20 protein-coding genes are annotated in these 19,499 nt (G+C 37.7%); 13 read left to right on the top strand and 7 right to left on the bottom strand.

Features of this window, described 5'->3' with window-relative positions; genetic code table 11:
• Positions 1-35: 35 nt before the first annotated feature.
• Positions 36-2,474 carry an OstA-like protein gene (locus tag IM793_RS15875; protein WP_193422990.1) on the top strand — a complete coding sequence of 813 codons (2,439 nt, stop codon included), beginning with the start codon at positions 36-38 and terminating at the stop codon, positions 2,472-2,474.
• Positions 2,475-2,608: 134 nt separating this feature from the next.
• On the opposite strand, the gene IM793_RS15880 is transcribed toward IM793_RS15875, so the two are convergent.
• Complete coding sequence (locus tag IM793_RS15880) at positions 2,609-3,181, bottom strand: non-canonical purine NTP diphosphatase (protein WP_193422992.1); 573 nt, start codon at positions 3,179-3,181, stop codon at positions 2,609-2,611.
• 100 nt (positions 3,182-3,281) lie between these two features.
• Complete coding sequence (locus tag IM793_RS15885; protein ID WP_193422994.1) at positions 3,282-3,935, bottom strand: hypothetical protein; 654 nt, start codon at positions 3,933-3,935, stop codon at positions 3,282-3,284.
• A gap of 167 nt (positions 3,936-4,102) precedes the next feature.
• Here IM793_RS15885 and IM793_RS15890 point away from each other — a divergent pair, with 167 nt between their 5' ends.
• The 8 genes from IM793_RS15890 (at position 4,103) to IM793_RS15925 (ending at position 9,994) form a co-directional block, all read left to right on the top strand.
• Positions 4,103-4,627, top strand: a complete 525-nt coding sequence (locus tag IM793_RS15890) for a hypothetical protein (protein ID WP_370629796.1) — start codon at positions 4,103-4,105, stop codon at positions 4,625-4,627.
• Positions 4,628-4,681: 54 nt separating this feature from the next.
• Positions 4,682-6,040: a peptidylprolyl isomerase gene (locus IM793_RS15895; RefSeq protein WP_193422996.1), complete on the top strand. Its 1,359-nt coding sequence runs from the start codon at positions 4,682-4,684 to the stop codon at positions 6,038-6,040.
• Between the two features lie 5 nt (positions 6,041-6,045).
• Positions 6,046-7,008, top strand: coding sequence for a MoxR family ATPase (locus tag IM793_RS15900; RefSeq protein WP_193422998.1), 963 nt, complete (start codon positions 6,046-6,048; stop codon positions 7,006-7,008).
• A 183-nt stretch (positions 7,009-7,191) separates the two neighbouring features.
• The gene (locus tag IM793_RS15905) at positions 7,192-7,809 is read left to right on the top strand and encodes a hypothetical protein (RefSeq protein WP_193423000.1); all 618 of its coding nucleotides are present in this window, start codon (positions 7,192-7,194) and stop codon (positions 7,807-7,809) included.
• 93 nt (positions 7,810-7,902) lie between these two features.
• On the top strand, positions 7,903-8,292 hold the full coding sequence (locus IM793_RS15910) for an RDD family protein (RefSeq protein ID WP_132398390.1): 390 nt from the start codon (positions 7,903-7,905) through the stop codon (positions 8,290-8,292).
• Between the two features lie 101 nt (positions 8,293-8,393).
• Positions 8,394-8,882, top strand: coding sequence for a DinB family protein (locus tag IM793_RS15915; protein WP_193423002.1), 489 nt, complete (start codon positions 8,394-8,396; stop codon positions 8,880-8,882).
• A 260-nt stretch (positions 8,883-9,142) separates the two neighbouring features.
• Positions 9,143-9,664: a hypothetical protein gene (locus IM793_RS15920; protein WP_193423004.1), complete on the top strand. Its 522-nt coding sequence runs from the start codon at positions 9,143-9,145 to the stop codon at positions 9,662-9,664.
• Positions 9,665-9,805: 141 nt separating this feature from the next.
• Positions 9,806-9,994 carry a hypothetical protein gene (locus IM793_RS15925; protein WP_090502258.1) on the top strand — a complete coding sequence of 63 codons (189 nt, stop codon included), beginning with the start codon at positions 9,806-9,808 and terminating at the stop codon, positions 9,992-9,994.
• A 68-nt stretch (positions 9,995-10,062) separates the two neighbouring features.
• Here IM793_RS15925 and IM793_RS15930 read toward each other — a convergent pair whose 3' ends face one another.
• From IM793_RS15930 to cysS, 5 genes are all read right to left on the bottom strand, one after another.
• Positions 10,063-10,950 (bottom strand): glycerophosphodiester phosphodiesterase family protein, encoded by an 888-nt coding sequence (locus tag IM793_RS15930; RefSeq protein ID WP_193423006.1) that lies wholly within the window; start codon positions 10,948-10,950, stop codon positions 10,063-10,065.
• 233 nt (positions 10,951-11,183) lie between these two features.
• Entirely contained in the window at positions 11,184-12,041 is an 858-nt protein-coding gene (locus tag IM793_RS15935) for a nuclear transport factor 2 family protein (protein WP_193423008.1), read from the bottom strand.
• 89 nt (positions 12,042-12,130) lie between these two features.
• Positions 12,131-13,111, bottom strand: a complete 981-nt coding sequence (locus IM793_RS15940; RefSeq protein WP_193423010.1) for a M28 family peptidase — start codon at positions 13,109-13,111, stop codon at positions 12,131-12,133.
• 238 nt (positions 13,112-13,349) lie between these two features.
• A complete protein-coding gene (locus tag IM793_RS15945; protein WP_193423013.1) occupies positions 13,350-14,030 on the bottom strand; it encodes an aspartate/glutamate racemase family protein in 681 nt (226 codons plus the stop codon).
• 37 nt (positions 14,031-14,067) lie between these two features.
• Positions 14,068-15,528, bottom strand: coding sequence for a cysteine--tRNA ligase (cysS, locus tag IM793_RS15950; RefSeq protein WP_193423014.1), 1,461 nt, complete (start codon positions 15,526-15,528; stop codon positions 14,068-14,070).
• A gap of 449 nt (positions 15,529-15,977) precedes the next feature.
• Here cysS and IM793_RS15955 point away from each other — a divergent pair, with 449 nt between their 5' ends.
• The 4 genes from IM793_RS15955 to IM793_RS15970 all read left to right on the top strand — a co-directional run bounded on the left by IM793_RS15955 (position 15,978) and on the right by IM793_RS15970 (position 19,003).
• Positions 15,978-16,409 carry a GNAT family N-acetyltransferase gene (locus IM793_RS15955; protein WP_193423015.1) on the top strand — a complete coding sequence of 144 codons (432 nt, stop codon included), beginning with the start codon at positions 15,978-15,980 and terminating at the stop codon, positions 16,407-16,409.
• A gap of 174 nt (positions 16,410-16,583) precedes the next feature.
• Positions 16,584-17,477: a lipoyl synthase gene (gene lipA, locus IM793_RS15960; protein ID WP_025144173.1), complete on the top strand. Its 894-nt coding sequence runs from the start codon at positions 16,584-16,586 to the stop codon at positions 17,475-17,477.
• Positions 17,478-17,591: 114 nt separating this feature from the next.
• The gene (locus IM793_RS15965) at positions 17,592-18,143 is read left to right on the top strand and encodes an RNA polymerase sigma factor (protein ID WP_121287728.1); all 552 of its coding nucleotides are present in this window, start codon (positions 17,592-17,594) and stop codon (positions 18,141-18,143) included.
• Positions 18,144-18,145: 2 nt separating this feature from the next.
• The gene (locus IM793_RS15970; protein ID WP_193423016.1) at positions 18,146-19,003 is read left to right on the top strand and encodes an anti-sigma factor domain-containing protein; all 858 of its coding nucleotides are present in this window, start codon (positions 18,146-18,148) and stop codon (positions 19,001-19,003) included.
• Positions 19,004-19,499 lie beyond the last annotated feature (496 nt).

The raw sequence follows: 19,499 nt of genomic DNA on the forward strand, positions 1-19,499 counted from the left end.
TCCGAACGTTCGGAACAAAAAACTAACTTTGTAGTGTGCAAAAACTATTTGTCTTTTTACTCTTTCTAATCAGTCCAGTATTTTTATTCGGCCAGCAACCTGCTTCGAAGATTAAAATCGTTTCGTTTTCCAAGATAACTGGTGATACCAAAAAAAAAATCAGTTACCTGCGAAACCCTGTTTTCCAACAAGATAATGCAACTTTGACCTGCGATAGCGCTGTATTTTATAGCGAGCGGAACTATTTCGAAGCTTTTAAAAATGTACATATCAACCAGCTTACCACCGATATTTATTCAGATCAATTGGAGTATGACGGAAATAAAAAACAGGCGCATTTAACCGGAAATGTGGTGATGAAAGACCCAACATCCACCTTAACCACCAATATCTTGGATTACAATACCTTCAGCAAAATAGGCACTTATACTAGTGGAGGTAAGATTGTAAATAAGGAAGTAACAGTAACCAGTAAAAATGGCTATTACTTTAGTCAGGGTTATAGCCGCGAAGGCAGTGATGCGTATTTCAGATATAATGTAGTCGTGCTTACACCACAAGCCACCATCAAATCGGATACGATGAGCTACAACACTAAAAATAAATGGACTTACTTTTACGGTCCAACTAATATCAAAGGAAAAGATGATAATCTGTATACAGAGAATGGCCAATACAATACCATGACCGAGGATGCTTTTTTCGGAAAGAAAAACCTATATACACAGGGTACGCGTTCTTTAAAAGGTGATAGTTTGTATTATTTCGGAAAAAAAGGGGTTGGTAAAGCAGTTAAAAACATTGTTTTTTCTGATACAAAAGATAAGATGAAGATGTTCGGCGATTTGGGCTATTATTACAAACTGGATCAGCGGACATTGGTTACCCGGAATGCCTACCTGGGAATTGGCACCGAAGATTCGGTCATGGTAAAGAATAAAAAAAGACCAGACAGTTTATGGATGGGCGCCGATACCTTAGAAACACAGATGGTGCTGCAAAAAACCTTGAAGCTAGTTCCTAAAATTTCGATTAAAGCCGACAATCAGGTTGGCGAGGATGATGAAGATACCGGAGAAAAGAAAGGAAAAGGGGAGCCAAAATATAAACCTGAAGCTAAATCTATCCAAAAAGAAGACAGAAATAAGCGTAAAAATAGCAGGGCTGATAAAAAGAAAAAGAACAAAGGCGATGCTGAAGCCGAAGATCTGCTTAACCTGAAGGATAAAAGCGTTGACAGTTTAAAATCAAAAGTAGACTCACTTAGCAAAGGACTGCCCAAGCTTAATCCCGATAGTTTGCACAAAAACAACCTTTTAAAGAACAAGGCCGATTCTATAATCAAAAACCTGCCTAAACTTAAAACTGATAGTCTGAAAAAGCTATCTGATAAAGCCAATGCGATTACAAAGAATGTATCGAAAAGCACAATCGATAGTTTGCAAAAAAAGATTATCAATGGGGCTTCACCAATTGTAAATGATGTTTCAAAAACGAAAATCGATAGTTTGCAAAATAAGATAATAAAATCTGGCGACAAAAATAGCTTAACAAAAGTTCTGGGGAATTTAAAAGCCGGCGCTTTAAAAACTGATACGACAAAATTTAACCCAGCCGACACTGTTCAAACGCGTATTATTAAGGCTTACCATGGCGTTAAAATTTTCAAAACAAATATACAAGCCAAAACAGATAGTCTGTTTTACACCAGTGCCGATTCTACTTTACGTTGCTATAGCAACCCTATCCTCTGGTCGGAAGGCTCTCAGCAGGTTGGCGACACGATATTTGTACAGTTCAAGAATAAAAAACTGAATAACTTACAGGCATTTAGGAACGCATTTTTAGTAAATACACCAAAAGATTCGTTAAGGTTTAATCAAATAAAAGGAAGGTTAATGACGGGTTTCTTTACGAATGGAAAATTTAAGATCCTTTATGTAGATGGTAATGCCGAAAGTATTTATTATACCCAGGATGACAGCACCAAGGTGTATAAAGAAATGAACCAAACCCTAAGCAGTAGGATAAAGTTCATTTTTAAGGATAATGAAAATGCCATTGAAGAAATTGTTTATATCAAGGGGATAGAAGGGGCGCTGAATCCCGAAAATACGATTGCAAAAGATCATGTTTTAAAAGGATTTTCATGGAAACCGACTGAACGTCCGAAATCAAAAAAAGATGCCATAGGCTCTTCGGGTAAAACTAAGCCTAAAGCAAAGGCAAAAGCAATTGCAGGTAAAACTGTGGCTGGCTCTAAAACCACAAACACAGCAAATAAATCAGCAGCATCAGCGGTTAAACCGAAAATCACATTGGGAAAAGACAGCTTAAATGTAGATAAGAAATTACCTCAAGCTAAACCAGCAGACATGACCAACTTTAGCATTAAACCCATCCTACCGAAAAAGGACTCAGTTCAGGTGAAAAAAGATTCTGCTCAAGTGAAAAAGGTAGTCAGTAAAATGTAGTAAGTTTGATCGTCATTTCGACTGGAGCGTAGCGGAATGGAGAAATCTTTTGATGAAAAGTTCAAAGATTTCTCCACTACGGTCGAAATGACGATCCACCCATTCAAAATTTAATATCTGGTAAAGCCCATACCCTATCCCCTCAAAAAATTCAACATCTTTTTTAGTGCAATAGCCCTATGACTGATTTTATTCTTTTCTGCCATATCCATTTCAGCAAAAGTAATATCGTAACCATCCGGCTGAAAAATGGGATCATAACCAAAACCCTTCGAACCTGATAATGCTGTTCTGATTGTACCTTCTATTGTACCTTCAAAAATATGATTTTTACCACCCTGCATTAAGGAGATCACAGTTTTAAACCTTGCTTTTCTATTGGGATTCCCCTCAAGCTTGGCCAAAACCATTTGAATATTTTCTAAGCTATCGCGGCTGCCAGAATATCTGGCAGAGTAAACACCAGGTTCGTTATTTAAAGCTTCAACCTCCAAACCGCTATCATCGGCGAAACAATCCAAATTAAAATGTTCAACCACATAGCTACTTTTTAAAGTTGCATTGCCTTCAAAAGTATCAGCAGTTTCAGGAATATCAACCAAACAACCAATATCTTCCAAATTTAGCACTTCATATTTATCTTCAAGTGCAGCGCGTATTTCTTCAGTTTTATGTTGGTTATTGGTAGCAAATACAAGTTTTTTCATTTTAGGAAAGTAAAAGGTTAAGGTATAGGGTTTAAGATTTTTCGAGCTGAATTAAAATGCCATATCCCGGCACTTAATACTTGATACGCTTGCGAAATCGCTATTTAATTTTCTGCAGATGCCCCCAAAGTGTTTTTTTTGCGGTTAAATCACTATCTAGATGATGGAGATTTGGAGCAAAGATAATTCTGGTGGTTTCGTGAACGATAATTTCATTCTGCCAGGTAAGGTTCAGTCGCAAGTCGGCAAACGCTACTCCGAAAGACAACATAATGGCAGGTTTAAAAAACCGGTTTAATTCTACGAAATCGGTTCCTTTATAATTCGAATAATTTAGGATGGCAAAATCGGGGGTACCTAAATCTACAGCTTTAACAATTTTCCGCAACAGCTCTCTGCCTTGCTCCGTACTTACATCATGCTCACTATCATTAACTAAAATGAGTACTGATTTTTTATTTCCACCCAAAAATTTAAACGTTTTTTCAGGCGCTGGTTCGGCCACAATATGCGGAATTTCAGGGGCTTGTGGATAAACTTTAGGAGAATTTGTAGGATTAATCCCAGGAATTTGCGTTATTTCTGGTTTTAAAACAGGTTCTTTTACTTCATTAACGGAAACTTTTTCGACAACTGAAACTGCCTCTGGATTACGCAAAGGCAGAATTTCTACGCTTTCATCCTTTACCAAAAAAACCTCTTCGGTAAAAAATAAACGTAAAGCATTCGCATTGTTGGTAACCTGGTTTTCCATTCGTATTTTTGTTGGATAATAATTTCTGTTAAAATTAGTTAAATATCTTATAATAGCGTCGCTAATTGTTACTTTTATCCCTTAAAATTTATAGAGTGCTCTGCGTGAAGAAAGCTTACTGCCTATTTGTTTTTAGCTTTATTTATAGCATTTCGTTTGCACAAAACGTGGCTGTTATAAACGGTAAATCAATAAGTGCTAAAGAATTTATGTGGGCATACAAAAAAAGCCATAATGGAAACGTTAGTGCTGCGTACGACACTTTACAAGCCTATTTAAACTTGTATATAAATTTTAAGCTTAAGGTCTTAGATGCCCGGGAAATGGGACTGGACAAAAACGCACGTTACCAGGAAGAAATTAAAACTTATGAGGATGCATTGACCACACATAAAAAAGCTGGGGTGAGTAGCAAAGATCATGATTTCCTGTTGAACGAATACCGCGAAGGTGTTTTAATGTTCAATATTTCTGAACAAAAAATATGGAATAAGGCGCAGGAAGATGAACAGGCGATAAATGAATTTTACACGAAAAACCAACAAAATTACAATAAACCTTTAAGCGAAGTTAGAGGAGAGGTAATTGCCGATTACCAACTAAGTTTAGAAGAAAAATGGCTTAAAGTCCTAAAACAAAAATATCAGATCAAAATTAACGAAAACGAGTTGAAGAAGCTTGCCAAGTTATAGCCAACCTGATTTTTTTGACCATAAATATTAAATTTGCAAAATATAACAAATAGAATGAAGAAAGTTTTTTTAGTAGCAACCGCTTTAATTTGCCTGTTTTTAAACAGTTTCGCTCAAAAGCATACTGTAGATAAAGTTGCTGCTGTTGTAGGAAATAATATTATCCTGCTATCAGATTTAAACCAACAATACACACAATATCTTTATCAGGGCAACCAGCCTAACAGTGAGATTAAATGTAAAATTTTACAACAAACCTTAACTCAAAAGCTGCTTAAACAACAGGCTGAAATCGATTCAGTAATGGTTGAGGACGGTGCCGTTGATGATGAGGTTAACAAGCGCATGCGTTACAGTATGCAGCGTGCAGGTGGCCAGGAGCGTTTAGAGCAATTCTTAAATAAATCTGTGTTGCAGTACAAAGATGAAATCAGACCATCAGTAAAAGATGAATTGATTGCACAGAAAATGCAGCAAAAAATCACCGAAAATATTAATGTTACGCCAATGGAGGTTGAAAAGTATTTCAAATCTTTGGGTGATAGCGTTCCGGAATTTAATACCGAGGTTGAAGTTGGTGAAGTGATTTTAAATCCACAGTTAACCAGAGCAGAAAAACAGAAATTCCGCGATAAAATTGAAGCCCTTCGTTTAAGGGTTAAAAGTGGCGAGGATATGGGTGTCTTAGCAAAAACTTATTCTGAAGATCCAGGTTCTGCTGCCGATGGTGGTGATTACGGTTTTATCGACAGAAACACCATGGTTAAAGAATTTACTGCCTGGGCATTTAAATTAAAAGCCGGAGAAATTTCGCCAGTATTCGAAACAGATTATGGTTTTCACTTTTTACAGGTTTTAGAGCGCAGAGGTGAGCAGGTACATGTTAGACATATTTTAATTACACCTAAAACTACACCAGAAAGTTTAACTCGTTTAAAATTACATGCAGATAGCATTTACAATAACATTATTGGTAAAAAAATAAGTTTCGCTGCTGCGGCAAACCTTTATTCAGACAATAAAGAGAGCAAATACAATGGTGGTATGATGCTCAATGCAGAAAATGTTCAGGCAAGAAGTACTTTTATTCCTATTGATAAATTAGATCCTTCTGTGTTTCTGGTAATCGATAGCATGAAAATCGGTGGTATTTCTAAACCAGATTTATTTACTTCAGCTGATGGAAAACAAGGATATCGCATTTTATATTTAAAATCTAAAATTCCACCGCACAAAGCAAACTTAGCTCAAGATTTTCCAAAAATCAGAGATGCTGCACAGAGTGATAAAATTAATCGTACTTTAAGTGAATGGTTTGAAAAACGTCGCGAAAATACTTACATTAAAATCGACGATGAATTTAATACCTGTGATGAATTAAAAATCTGGACTAAAACCACAGCAGCAAAATAACACCAATGCAGTATAAGAACGAAGTAGAAGCTGTTGATGCACTTCATCAATCTTTCAACAACATCAAAGCCGAAATAAGCAAAGTAGTAGTTGGACAAGATGACATCATAAAATCTGTTTTAATCGCCATTTTTAGCAACGGACACTGTTTGTTGGTTGGCGTACCAGGATTGGCTAAAACTTTACTTGTACAAACAGTTGCATCTGTTTTGGACCTCGATTTTAACCGGATCCAGTTTACACCCGATTTAATGCCAAGTGATATTATTGGTGCAGAGATTTTAGGAGAAGACAGGCACTTTAAATTTATAAAAGGGCCTGTTTTTTCTAATATTATCCTCGCTGATGAGATTAACCGTACACCGCCAAAAACCCAGGCGGCTTTGTTGGAAGCCATGCAGGAGAAATCGGTTACCGCAGCTGGACAAACCCATATTCTACCAAAACCATTTTTCGTTTTGGCCACACAAAACCCTATTGAACAGGAAGGAACTTATCCCCTACCCGAAGCTCAATTAGATCGTTTCATGTTCAATATTCAGTTAAACTATCCTGCCTTTGCAGATGAATTGAACATCGTAAAAAACACCACCAGTAATAAAACCACCCAACTGCAGAAAATTATCCATGCAGATGATATCCAATATTTTCAGAAACTGATCCGCGATATTCCTATAACCGATAACGTATTGGAATATGCAGTTAAACTGGCTGCTAAAACCCGCCCAAACAGTGAGTTTGCTACCGATGCCGTTAATAAATACATTAGCTGGGGTGCAGGCCCGCGTGCTTCGCAATTTTTAGTGCTGGGTGCAAAATGCCATGCCGCTGTAACCGGAAAATATTCACCAGACATTGAAGATGTTAAAGCTGTAGCCGAGCCTATTTTACGTCACCGCATTGTGCGTAACTACCGTGCAGAAGCTGAAGGCTTATCAATCGAGAAAATCATTAAAGATTTATTGTAGTAGCATTAAGCTAGTCGGGATTTGCAGTCCCATCTGATGAGCCAGAATTTTTAACTTCTATTAGTGGATTACAAATCCACAATACAACGGAATCCATAACAAAGTCGAGATTACAAATTCCAACCAACAGGAAAAGTCAACTCCAATTTGTATCTTGTGTATCGATACTATTCGCAAAACCTCGTGCTAAAAGATACATTCATTAATCTCTTAATAAATTATACAGATAGTGACCGTATAATAGCCGAATTTTGGGCTGAAATTGAGGAAAACTACACTCATAAAAAAAGACATTATCATACACTTTCACATCTTGAAAACTTGTTGACACAACTTACTGAAGTAAAAGTTAGCATTGAAAGTTGGGAAAGTATTCTATTTACTATGTTCTATCATGACATTATTTATAATGCATTAAAATCGGATAATGAAGAGAAAAGTGCTGAACTTGCCCAGAAGAGAATGACGCAGATTTCAGTTCCCAATCACATTATTGATAACTGCAAAACTCAAATAATAGCCACTAAAAAACATCTTGCTTATCCTGAATCTGATACAAATTATTTTACTGATGCAGATCTTTCGATATTAGGCCAGAGCTTAGAAAACTATACTACTTATTCGCAAAACGTAAGAAAAGAATATTCAGTTTATCCAGATCTCATTTATATTCCAGGACGAAAAAAGGTTCTGGAACATTTCATAAAAATGGACCGGATTTTTAAAACAGATTATTTTTATCACAAATTTGAAAGCCAGGCAAAATCAAATTTACAGTTCGAGTTAGAACAACTTGGTTAGTCGGGATTTGTAATCCTTATATTGTAAATCCAGATTAACAAAAAATATTATTATTTTAAACTTAATATTCTACAATAAATTATCGCACTCAAAATGGAAGAAAAATACCCAAGTCTAGTAGAAAGATTACAATCTACATTTATCGACACCATAATTATCATCATTCTTATGGTGTGTTTTTCAAATGTATTAGACAGCTTTAACAATGTACCAGAATGGGTACGGATCTTATTATTTGCATTTTTATTTGTGATTTATGAACCACTTTTCATGACATTCGGCTGCACCATCGGTAATTACATTAAAGGAATCAGGGTAAGGAAAAATGAGGATATTAGCCAGAAAATCAATATTGGACAAGCTATTCTCCGGTACCCAATAAAACTTGCTTTAGGCTGGATTTCGTTTCTAACCATCAATTCAAATCTACAAAGAAGGGCCATCCACGATCTGGCCTCGGGTAGTGTGATGATAAAGCTTTAACTTTAGTTGAATTAACTTGAAGAATTGAGGACTTTCCTATTGTTAACCGGGATTTACAAATACAGACTAACAAATACCTTCCAAACAATTATATTTGTTTTATGATGGGTGCCAATAAACTTACCGGTGCTATAGCCGCACTAATTGATGAATATAAAAAGGCGGTTGATGAGTTGATCGAAGTAATTGAACCAATCACCCAACAGCAACTACTGAAAACCATCGAGCCAGAAAGCTCAAATACAGATTGTATTTCCATCCAAACTATTTTGACACATGTAACCGCATCGATGTTCAGTTATGCCGTTTATATCGAAAACTCCATCGGATTAGAAACTATCAGGCCGGAACGATTGCAATTTGATCAGGTGGCACCCTATATTTCAAGGCTCCGGGAAGCGCTTAAATATAATGAGGACTTTTTCAATAGAAATCCCGAAATCATCATGGAAGAGTTCGATCAATCAAAAAAGATCAACACGAGGTGGGGGCAACAATACGATGTAGAACAGATGCTAGAACATGCCATTGTTCATATTTTAAGGCATAGGAGGCAGATTAAAAATGCACTTATCAGGATGAAGAGCTGATTAATCGAAAAAAAACAATTTGCAATTCACTGAAAATAAATATCTTTGCGTCAAATTTACAGAAATGCTACGTCAACTACATATCCAAAAAATGCACTTTAGCCCGTCTTGTGGCATAAAGGGTTTGGGTATGGACTTAAATTTCCTTCCCAACCCTTAACGCGGTTTTAAGTTTTAACAAACAAAACCCAAATTTAAAAATCAATTTATTACGTATTTGCTAAGCATTTAACTGCTTATCAAAATTAATTATATCCGTTATGGACATTTATACCACTGTAGAAGAAAAATATCTACAGGCCATTGAAGAACTGCACTGGGGCGAATTACCCAAGGCACTTCAGTATTTTAACGAAATTATTGTTTTCGATCCTGATTATGCAAGAGCATATTTTCAATTGGGAGATATTTATCAAAACCACTTTAAAGATTACAAAACCGCAGGTTATTATTACAAACGCTGCATTGAGCTAGATTCTGATTTTCCAGAAGTATATAAGCCCTATCTGGAACTTGTTATTACGCTTAAAATGCACAAATTGGTGAAACAGGTTGCAGAGAAGGCTTTACTTGTTCCTGGTGTGTGCGAAGCACATATATACGAATGTTTGGGCCTACATGCTGAGCAACAGCAAAATTTTGCAGAGGCGGCAAACCATTTCAAAAAAGCCGAACTGTTTAATGCCGTTCAGGATGAACAAAGCACTTTACAGGAGCATCAAAACCGTATTAAAAGCAAAATGAATAGCACAAAAGCAATGATTTATGATTTACAGGGATAAAAGGCGCTGCCTTTTATCCCTTTCTAATACGCTGGATGACCTTAAAATACTATTCGCCAAATTGCTCTTATTATTTTAATTTTGTTACTATCTTTACCACACAATTACAAAGCATAAATTTTTAAATCAAAAATATTCGATATGTCAGCTCACGATTCACACGCACCGGCTCAGCAAACAAAAGGCATTTGGGCTTTACCATTGGCTGCATGGATTCTGGTTTTATTACTGTGTGTCTATTTCACCAGACCAATCTTTAACCACGAAGAAGCATCTGCTCATCATGAAAAAACTGAAGCAGCGCACGAAAAACCAGAGGCACACCATTAGGGTTTTCTTTTCAGAAAGCATAAAAAAAGCGTTCCGGTTTAAAATCTGAACGCTTTTTTTATGCTTCTTTATTTTTTGATTTGCCCCATGATGTTTGGGAAATCGGTAATGATGCCATCTACCCCCAAACTCATAAAATAATTCACTTCTTTCACCGTATTAACTGTCCAGGGAATAATTTTAATACCCATTTCATGGCAACGGTCTACCAGGCCTTTACCAACCAAAACGGAATAGGGACTATAAATAGTAGGTTTAAAACCTAATTTCTCAATATAATCTTCAAAAGGTTCTTTTTCATCAATCAATAATGAAGTTTGTATTTTAGGGTATTTCTCATGCAGGTACTGCAGCGTACGCATATCAAACGATTCAATAATAACTCTTTTAGCAATTTTTTTCGAATTAACGACATCCATAATCAACTCCACAAATTCTGCAGGCTCAGGATGAAATTCATTGTCGCCGTTTTTAATCGTTTTTGTTTCGATACTATAAACCGGTTTGGCTAGTTTGTGTTCCTTAACGTAAGCCTCAACTGCATCTATGGTTTCAGAGAGTAGCGGTTTGTAAGCTTTAAACTTCATTTGTCCGGGAAAGCGGCTATGGACTTTACTCCCTACATCAAACTTTTTAACCTCCTCATAATCCATTTTATAGATGTTATAATTCTTCTGATCTTTTAAAGTAATCGATTTACCGTTAGGCTGCAAAGAAATCTCGTTATTGAAATAAGGCTCTTGTGAAAGCACGACCTGTTTATCTTTTGAGATTACTGCATCCATCTCTAAGGTGTTAACACCTAAATCGATAGCTTTTAACATTCCCTCAATGGTATTTTCGGGCATAATACCGCGTGCACCAGCTTTACCCTGTACATCAAATTTTTTCTTTTGAGCAGAAACGTTTAAGAAAAGTAAAGTAAGCGTGGAGAGTAGAAGTAACTTTTTGTGCATGAATTCTAAACGTAAAAAAGGTTGTTTTATTTGTAATTATCCTTGTTTTGAAGCGCAAAAACTGTGCTATTTTTAATGTTTGTTCCCGCTTTTCGCTATATCTTTCCGCTATGCTCCAAGGATGCCGCTTCAATCGGGGCTAAACCGACCTTGAGTGCGGAAAAAAGATAAATCTCTGAAATAAAAAAAGGGCTTCTTTTTATGGAGAGCCCTCTTTAATTCACATTTGTTTTTTATCTTTCTGCAGGTACAAAAGCCTGTACAATTAAGTTCCAGCTTGCATCTGCTGCTTTTTCATAAACGAAAACATAGTTAAAACTTTCACGTAAATCGGCTTTGTAATCGATAGTAGCCACACCATAGGTATAAGCCAAATCACTACCGATTGCCTTATCTACCCCTGTTGTTTTCAAGTTAATTTTGCTGATCATTCCGTTATAAAAAGCAATAATTTTCCCTTTTCCATCAATGGCTTCGTTACCCGGGAAAAGTAAACGTGCATCGTTGGTTAAAAACCCTCCAAATGCTGCAATTCCATGTGTTTTTAACAAAGTATTTAATGTTTTTTCGGTAGTTAAGATAATATCCTTCCCAGCCTTAATCTCTCTTTCATTTAAGAACTTTGGAGCAACATGATCTTTAGGTTCAGTAAACTGTGGGCTAGATTTAGCTAAAGGTTTATTGCTTTCCGTTCCTAAATCAATAGCTAGTTTCCACCTGCCGTTTTCCGGTTTCCAGATCGATAGATATTGACCGTATTTTTTCTCAGAAGTTCCAACTTCATATGGCCCTGTAGTAAAACCTAAATCGCCACTGCGTGATACCTTTGCAAGGTTTGGGGTCCATGTTACATCCTTTTCAGTATCTGCTTTGCCAGCATAAAAAGTTTTAGCATTAACTGGGTTTGGCCTAAACACTAAAGTGCTTGTTGTCGAATAGTCTGTAAAAGCTTCTTTATCTCCATTTTTGGCAATTGACTTAGCAAAATCCTTTTCAGCATTTACTAAAGATTTGGTTGTTCCGTCGCTTTTTTGGGCAAAAGCACCCAGGGCGAAAAGCGAAGCTATTGCAGTTGAAAATAATTGTTTCATTATTAATTAAGATAATATTGTTTGGCGAATATAGAATTTTCTTTAATGTATGGACTTAAAAGTAATTAACAATTACACATTAAGACCAGTTATTTTTCTCTATAAATGACTTCTAAAACCGTTTGCCCGGTGGCCTTCAACGTATTTTTATCAATATTGGCTAAGTTATCCAATTGCGTGTGCCAATTGATATAAAAACCACTGTTGTCATTGTAATGGATAATATCGATAGATGGAATGCCTGCTTTGTTCATCCAAAGATGATCATCAACTAATTTCCCACTCGGAATTTTCGTAAAGTAAGAGGCATAGCCAATTTCATTACCAATGTCCCAAACCTTATTCACTACATTTGGAGCAGCCTGACGGGAGATTTCATCCTGCGTAAACTGTGCGTTACCGCCACCAACCATATCGAGATTAATGCCGTACAAAGCTTTATATCCTGCCTTAATTGCTTTTTTAGTCCAGTACTGAGAGCCTAAACACCATGTAGTTTCATCTGGTGTCTCATCATTGGCCTTGCCATAGTCTTCTAAATCCCACAATATAAAATCAACTCCAACATCTGGCTGTTTCTGTTGGATCTGACGTGCCATTTCCAAAATCACCGCCACCCCGCTTGCACCATCATTTGCCGCATCAAAAGGTTTTGCATGATTTGCAGGATCGGTATCCTGATCAGAAAATGGACGGGCATCCCAGTGTGCCGTAATTAAAACCCTCTTTTTTTGACCTGGATTAAAAACGGCGACAATATTTTTCAGTTGAAAGCTTTTCCCATCATAAGTTTGCGTTTGCTCACCCTGGATACTTACTTCTGCACCGAACGTCCTTAATTTTGCCACCAAATAATCTGCGCATTTTTGATGAGCCGTGGTACCCGGAATCCTTGGACCAAAGTCAACCTGAACTTTGGTATAAGCATAAGCACTATCGGCATTAAAATCAGGAGAAACTAAACCTGTTGCCTTTTCTACATTTTCATCAGCATTTCGGTTTGTTTTATTTTGGCAGGCCTGAAATCCGATTAACGCCAATAAAGGCAGTATTAAAAGTTTTTTATTCATTGTTTAATCTAACGGAAAATTGTTTGAAGTAGTGTAATTATCTCTCATCCCCCTGCCCCTTCAAAGGGGGACAAATTCTTGCTGAGCCTGAAAACTTATGAGATTTGTTTTCAGCCCTTAACTTCTTCCCATTAAAAAGGAGGACGGATTCCTTGATGAACTTAAAATTTTCAAGGTTGTTCCCGCGCTTAATTATTCCCCCATTGAAGCAACAGGAAATAGCATAATAAAGTGTGGTCTAAGAAAGCATGTAATCCACAATCGCCTCGCAATGGATTTTGGTAGTATCAAATACCGGAATCTCAAAGTCATCCTGACTGATCAGCATAGGGATTTCGGTACACCCCAGAATTATCCCCTCCGCTCCTCCCTTGATCAGATCATTAATTATCTGGATATATTGTGTCTTGGTCTCTTCCAATATTACACCTCTACCTAATTCTTCTTTAAGGGTAAACTGTATATAATCGCGGGTTTCTTTCTTAGAAGGCACCAAAACATTTAACCCATGGTCTTCGAGCTTTTTAATATAAAAGTCCTTTTCCATAGTAAATACGGTACCTAAGAGTCCTATATTTTTAATTCCAGTAGCATTTATGGCTTTAGCGGTTTCGGTACCGATATGGATAATAGGCAGAGCTATTTTTTCTTGTAACTGATCGGCAAAAAGATGTGCCGTATTGGCGCAGAGTACAATTGCTTCTGCCCCACTCTGTTTTAAACTTTCGCAGGCATTGTGCAAAAGATCAAACGATCCTTCCCAGGTTTTATCCTGAACATCGCCAAAATTAAGGGAGTAAATTAAACATTCAGCGAAATTTACCCCACCCAAACGCTCATTTACCCCCTCATTTATAAAACGATAATAATCTATAGTAGATACCCAACTGATACCACCTACTAAACCAATTTTTCTCATTGCTAAAATCGAATTTGGACTGTAGACTTAGTACCAACTAAGCCTTACTCCAGGTGGTTCCTTCTTTGCCGTCTTTAAGCTGAATTCCCAACTCTTGTAAGCCAATACGGATACGGTCAGAAGTGGCGTAATCTTTATTCGCTTTTGCTTCCGTTCTTAAGTTAATCACCATGTCTAAAACGCCGTTTAAGTCGTTACCCCCGGCGTCCTCATCTTTCAGTCCTAATAGATCGAAAACGAAATCGTTAATCAGTTGCTTTAACTTTTCTAGTGCTTCTCCAGAGATTTTCCCTTTACCATCATACACGGTATTGATAATCCGAACTGCTTCAAATAACTCTGCAACCAAAATCGGACTGTTAAAGTCATCATTCATCGCAGTAATACATTTTTCTTTCAATGCATCAATATCGAAATCGTTCTGTTCAGAAACTGTTAACTTATCTAACAAGCCAATTGCAGCCATTAAGCGGCGAAAACCTTTCTCCGAGGCGTCTAAAGCTTCATTAGAAAAATCTAATGTACTCCGGTAGTGCGCCTGTAACATAAAAAACTTCACCGTCATCGGGCTAAAGCCCTTTTTCAATAAAGGATGGTCACCAGTAAATAATTCTAAAGGAAGGAAACCATTTCCGGCAGATTTAGACATGCGCGTACCGTTTACGGTAAGCATATTGGTGTGCATCCAATAGCGGGCAGGTTGTTTATGGCTGCAAGCTTCAGATTGTGCAATTTCATTGGTGTGGTGCGTTGCTGCTAAATCCATTCCACCACCATGAATATCAAATTCAGCGCCTAAATATTTGGCGCTCATGGCCGAACACTCGATATGCCAGCCCGGAAAGCCCATGCCCCATGGCGATTGCCATTGCATTAAGGTTTCTGGCTTTGCTTTTATCCATAAGGCAAAGTCTAACCTTCCGCGTTTCTCATCCTGGCCGCCCAATTCCCGGGTATTGTTCAGCATATCTTCGAGATTGCGGTTGGTTAAAATGGTATAATTGTACTCCTTACTGTATTTTTCTACATCAAAATATACATTGCCGTCAACTTCGTAACCATAACCTTTGGCTATAATTACCTTAATCATTTCGATCTGCTCAATAATATGTCCGGTAGCGGTAGGCTCGATACTTGGCGGCTGCGTGTTGAACATGCGCATTACATCATGGAAACCCAAAGTATATTTCTGTACAATTTCCATTGGCTCAAGCTGCTCCAGTTTCGCACGTTTTGCAAATTTATCATCGCCCTCGTCCCTATCGCCTTCTAAGTGACCTGCATCGGTAATATTACGTACATAACGTACTTTATAACCAGCATATTTAAGGTACCTAAAAATTAAATCGAAAGAAATAAACGTGCGGCAATTACCCAGGTGCACATCACTATAAACAGTAGGACCGCAAACATACATCCCAACATTGGGTGCATTTAAGGGTTGAAAAAGTTCTTTTTTGCGCGAAAGCGTATTATAAAGCTGTAAGCCAGTATTCATATTGCAAATGTAAGATTTAGTTAGAAAGTTAAAACGTTAAAAGTTGCAATGTTAAGGTTATGATTTTTAAGTAACATATATAAATCGTATCCGTGCAGTCAGATGTTACCATCTGACTGTAAACAAAATTTTAATTATTAAGATTGTAATATCGATTTTTCCCAAATATTAGAAAAGGTGTATTACTGCTCATCGGCAACAGCAGCCCCCTCTTTCCGCTGTAGCTTCGCCGAAGAGGCTCAGGCTGCCGCTGCAATAGGGTTTAATTTGGTTATTCCGGTGCTTTTAGCTAAAAATCCGCTGCTAAACTTACGAAGTCTGCCGGTCCTCTGGCCTTGTGAGACTTCGTAAGTTGGCCAGCGCCGGGCATGCATTCCGTCAAATGATACCATCTGATGGGAGAATAATTTTTTAATCTTAATTTAGTTCAACATAATACCTTATTAACGATGGTAGAAATCAGAGTAATAACCAAAGAAGATGCAGAAAGTGTGGCCTGGCTGTCCACACAATTGGGTTACGAGAGTGACATTGAGCAAACATCAGCCAGAATTAAACACATTAATAACAGTAACGACAACTGTGCATTTGTTGCTTTAGTTGACGACAAAGTAGTAGGCTGGATCCATGGTTTTTATACCTTAAGAATAGAATCTGATCCATTTGTCGAAATTGGAGGCTTGATAGTGGATGAAACTTACCGCAATTTAAAAATTGGAAAACAGTTAATTGAAAGCGTAAAGCTTTGGGCAGAACAGCATCAGGTGAAAAAACTTAAGGTAAGGTGCAACACCAAACGAACGGAAAGTCATCGGTTTTACGAGCAGATTGGCTTTAAGGAAAATAAACAACAAATCGCGTTCGAAATGAATGTGGTTTAATTTTTTCAATAGTTTCAGACAGGAATATCCGACACCACAGGCAGGCACTTGCTAAACTTGCGAAGTTTAACTCCGCCTCTTCCCAGCCAGACTTCGCAAGTTGGCCCAACTTTATTACAACCTTCAAACATTTCTACGTTGTAACATTTCAATCCTATTCGTTAACTTTGTAGCATGATTGATTTACCGGTAGTACCTGCTGTGACTGAAGTTAAACGTAAACCAGATTGGTTACGTGTAAAATTACCCGTTGGTAAAGAATACGCACAAGTTCGCAGTTTAGTAGACACACACAAGCTCCATACCATCTGCGAAAGCGGCAACTGCCCTAATATGGGCGAATGTTGGGGCGCAGGTACGGCAACATTCATGATTTTGGGTAACATCTGCACCCGAAGCTGCTCTTTCTGTGCAGTTGCTACAGGCAGGCCATTGGCTGTTGATGTTGACGAGCCTAACCGTATTGCAGATTCAGTGAGATTAATGGGGGTTAAACATTGCGTAATTACCTCGGTAGATCGTGATGATTTAAAAGATGGTGGTTCAATTATCTGGGCAGAAACCTTACAGGCTATCCGCAGAGAAAGTCCAATTACTACTTTAGAAACTTTGATCCCTGACTTTAAAGGCCAGTGGGATAATTTATACCGCGTTTTAGAAGAACGTCCGGAAGTGGTTTCGCACAATATGGAAACCGTTAAGCGTTTAACCAGACAGGTACGCATCCAGGCGAAGTACGACAGAAGCCTGGAAGCTTTAAAAAGAATTTCGGAATTTGGTTTAAGAACAAAAACAGGCATTATGCTTGGACTTGGCGAAACTGAAGAAGATATTTTCGAAGCTATGGACGATTTAGTGGCCAATGGCGTTCACATCCTAACTTTAGGACAATATTTACAACCAACCCGTAATCACCATCCTGTGGTTGATTGGATCCATCCTGATACTTTTGCGATGTACAAAGAAGCCGGCTTGGCAAAAGGCTTAAAATATGTAGAAAGCGGCCCGCTGGTACGTTCATCTTACCATGCTGAAAAACACCTTTTCCCTATTGAAGGAATAGCATAATTATATTTTAAGAAATAGATTAGTAATGTTTTAAAAATCGCACTCCTAAGCGGAATGCATTTTTAAAACATTTTTTTGCTTTTAGTGTTCTGTATTGTATCTTAGTGATCAATAGTGACTGCATTAAAAAAATTAACCCTAACCGAACCTGAACTCGTTCAAGCACTGCAATCGAAAGATCAAGCGGTACTAAAAACGCTGTACAGCATGTATTCTTCGGCGCTTTACGGCGTTATTTCACGCATTATTACCCATACAGAGCTTGCAGAAGATGTTTTACAGGAAACTTTCGTAAAAATCTGGCAGTCTGCAGCACACTATGATCATACAAAAGGACGTTTGTTTACTTGGATGATGAATATTGCCCGCAATTTATCCATCGATAAACTCCGTTCTAAAGACTTTAAGAATTCACTCAAAAACCAAGATATAGAAAATAACGTAAGTTTCGTTGATGAACAAAACAAGGTTACGTTTAACCCCGATGTTCTTGGTGTTAAGCAACTTGTAGATAACCTTAAACCGGATTTACAAGCAGTTCTTGATTTAGTTTATTACAAGGGCTTCACACATGTGGAGGCCGCAGAAAAGTTAGATCTGCCATTAGGTACGGTGAAAACCCGGATCCGGTTGGCTATTATTGAATTGAGAAGGAATTTTAATTGAGCGTGGAAAATTTAAAAGCATATATCGAATCTGGAGTACTTGAGCTGTACGTTTTAGGTGATTTATCACCAGAAGAAACGTTGCAGGTTGAGGAAATAGCATCTCAAAACCCTGAGGTAAGAGATGAAATAGCGGCCATTGAGCAAGCTATGGAGCAATATGCTATGCAAAATGCTGTAGAACCATCTGCAGATGTAGAAACAAGATTATTCGAAAAGTTGGGATTAAGTGAAGTTGAAGAGAATGTGAATGTTCAACCTGAACCAATTTATACAGAAGAACCAAGAATTATACGTTTGGATGGAAGTGATGCCAAAGTGAGAACTTTACGGTACGCCTTAGTTGCCTGTATAGCTTTATTGGTAGTAAGTACCGCGGCATTGTTTATAACTTATAACAAACTGAACGCTGCGCATGACCAGATTGCAAGTTTAAACCTGGATAAACAAAAGTTTGCCGGGGTTGTAAGCAAACTGGAGTTTGAGAACCAGGGTTTGGATAATATGGCAGCCATGGCTGATAGCAAAGAATGGGCAACCATCCGTATGGCAGGGCAGGCATTTAGTCCAGCATCTAAAATGAAGGTTTACTGGAATAAAAAAGATAAAAGCGTACTGATTAACTATGTGGCAATGGATTTACCAAAAACGGATGCCGAACATCAGTATCAGTTGTGGGCCTTGGTAAATGGTAAGCCGGTAAGTTTAGGCGTATTTGGAAAAACCGATTCGACTAATAATGACGCACTGGTAAAAATGCAAACCATACAGGAAGCACAGGCATTTGCCGTAACTTTAGAGCCTATGGGCGGAAGCGTTAACCCTACAATGGATAAGCTAACCGTAATGGGTGGTGTGTAGATAGAAATTATTTAATCAACATATAAAATCCCGACATTGATGAAATGCCGGGATTTTCTGTTTTTTAACTAAAGAATCGTCATTTCGAGCGAAGTGAAACGAAGTCGAGAACCCGAAGGCTCTGCGAAGCAAAATCTGTCTAGATAGATCTCTCCATTCCGCTGCGCTTCAGTCGAGATGACGATTAAAATATAATATTCCTTGGCTTGTGTATCCACGAACCAAGGAATATTATATTTTAAGATTTAGTTGCATATTTCACTTCTTCACAAGGCTGCATCAACTCCCATTATGCCTGTTAAATTAGGAGGAAAACCGTTTAAGCTAAAGGTTTTTTGCTCCTTGCAACCTTAAATAGGATGAATGGCTGTGCCACCTAAACCTGAAAGGAGCGGGCATCCCGATTTTTCATCGGGATAAAGCAGATGGCAGGACTGTCTAAACACAAATGCTTTTGCAAACTGCTTTCCAAAAAAACGCCTATATATTTAACGCA

Source organism: Pedobacter sp. MR2016-19, assembly GCF_014947265.1.
In the GTDB taxonomy this organism is placed as follows: domain Bacteria; phylum Bacteroidota; class Bacteroidia; order Sphingobacteriales; family Sphingobacteriaceae; genus Pedobacter.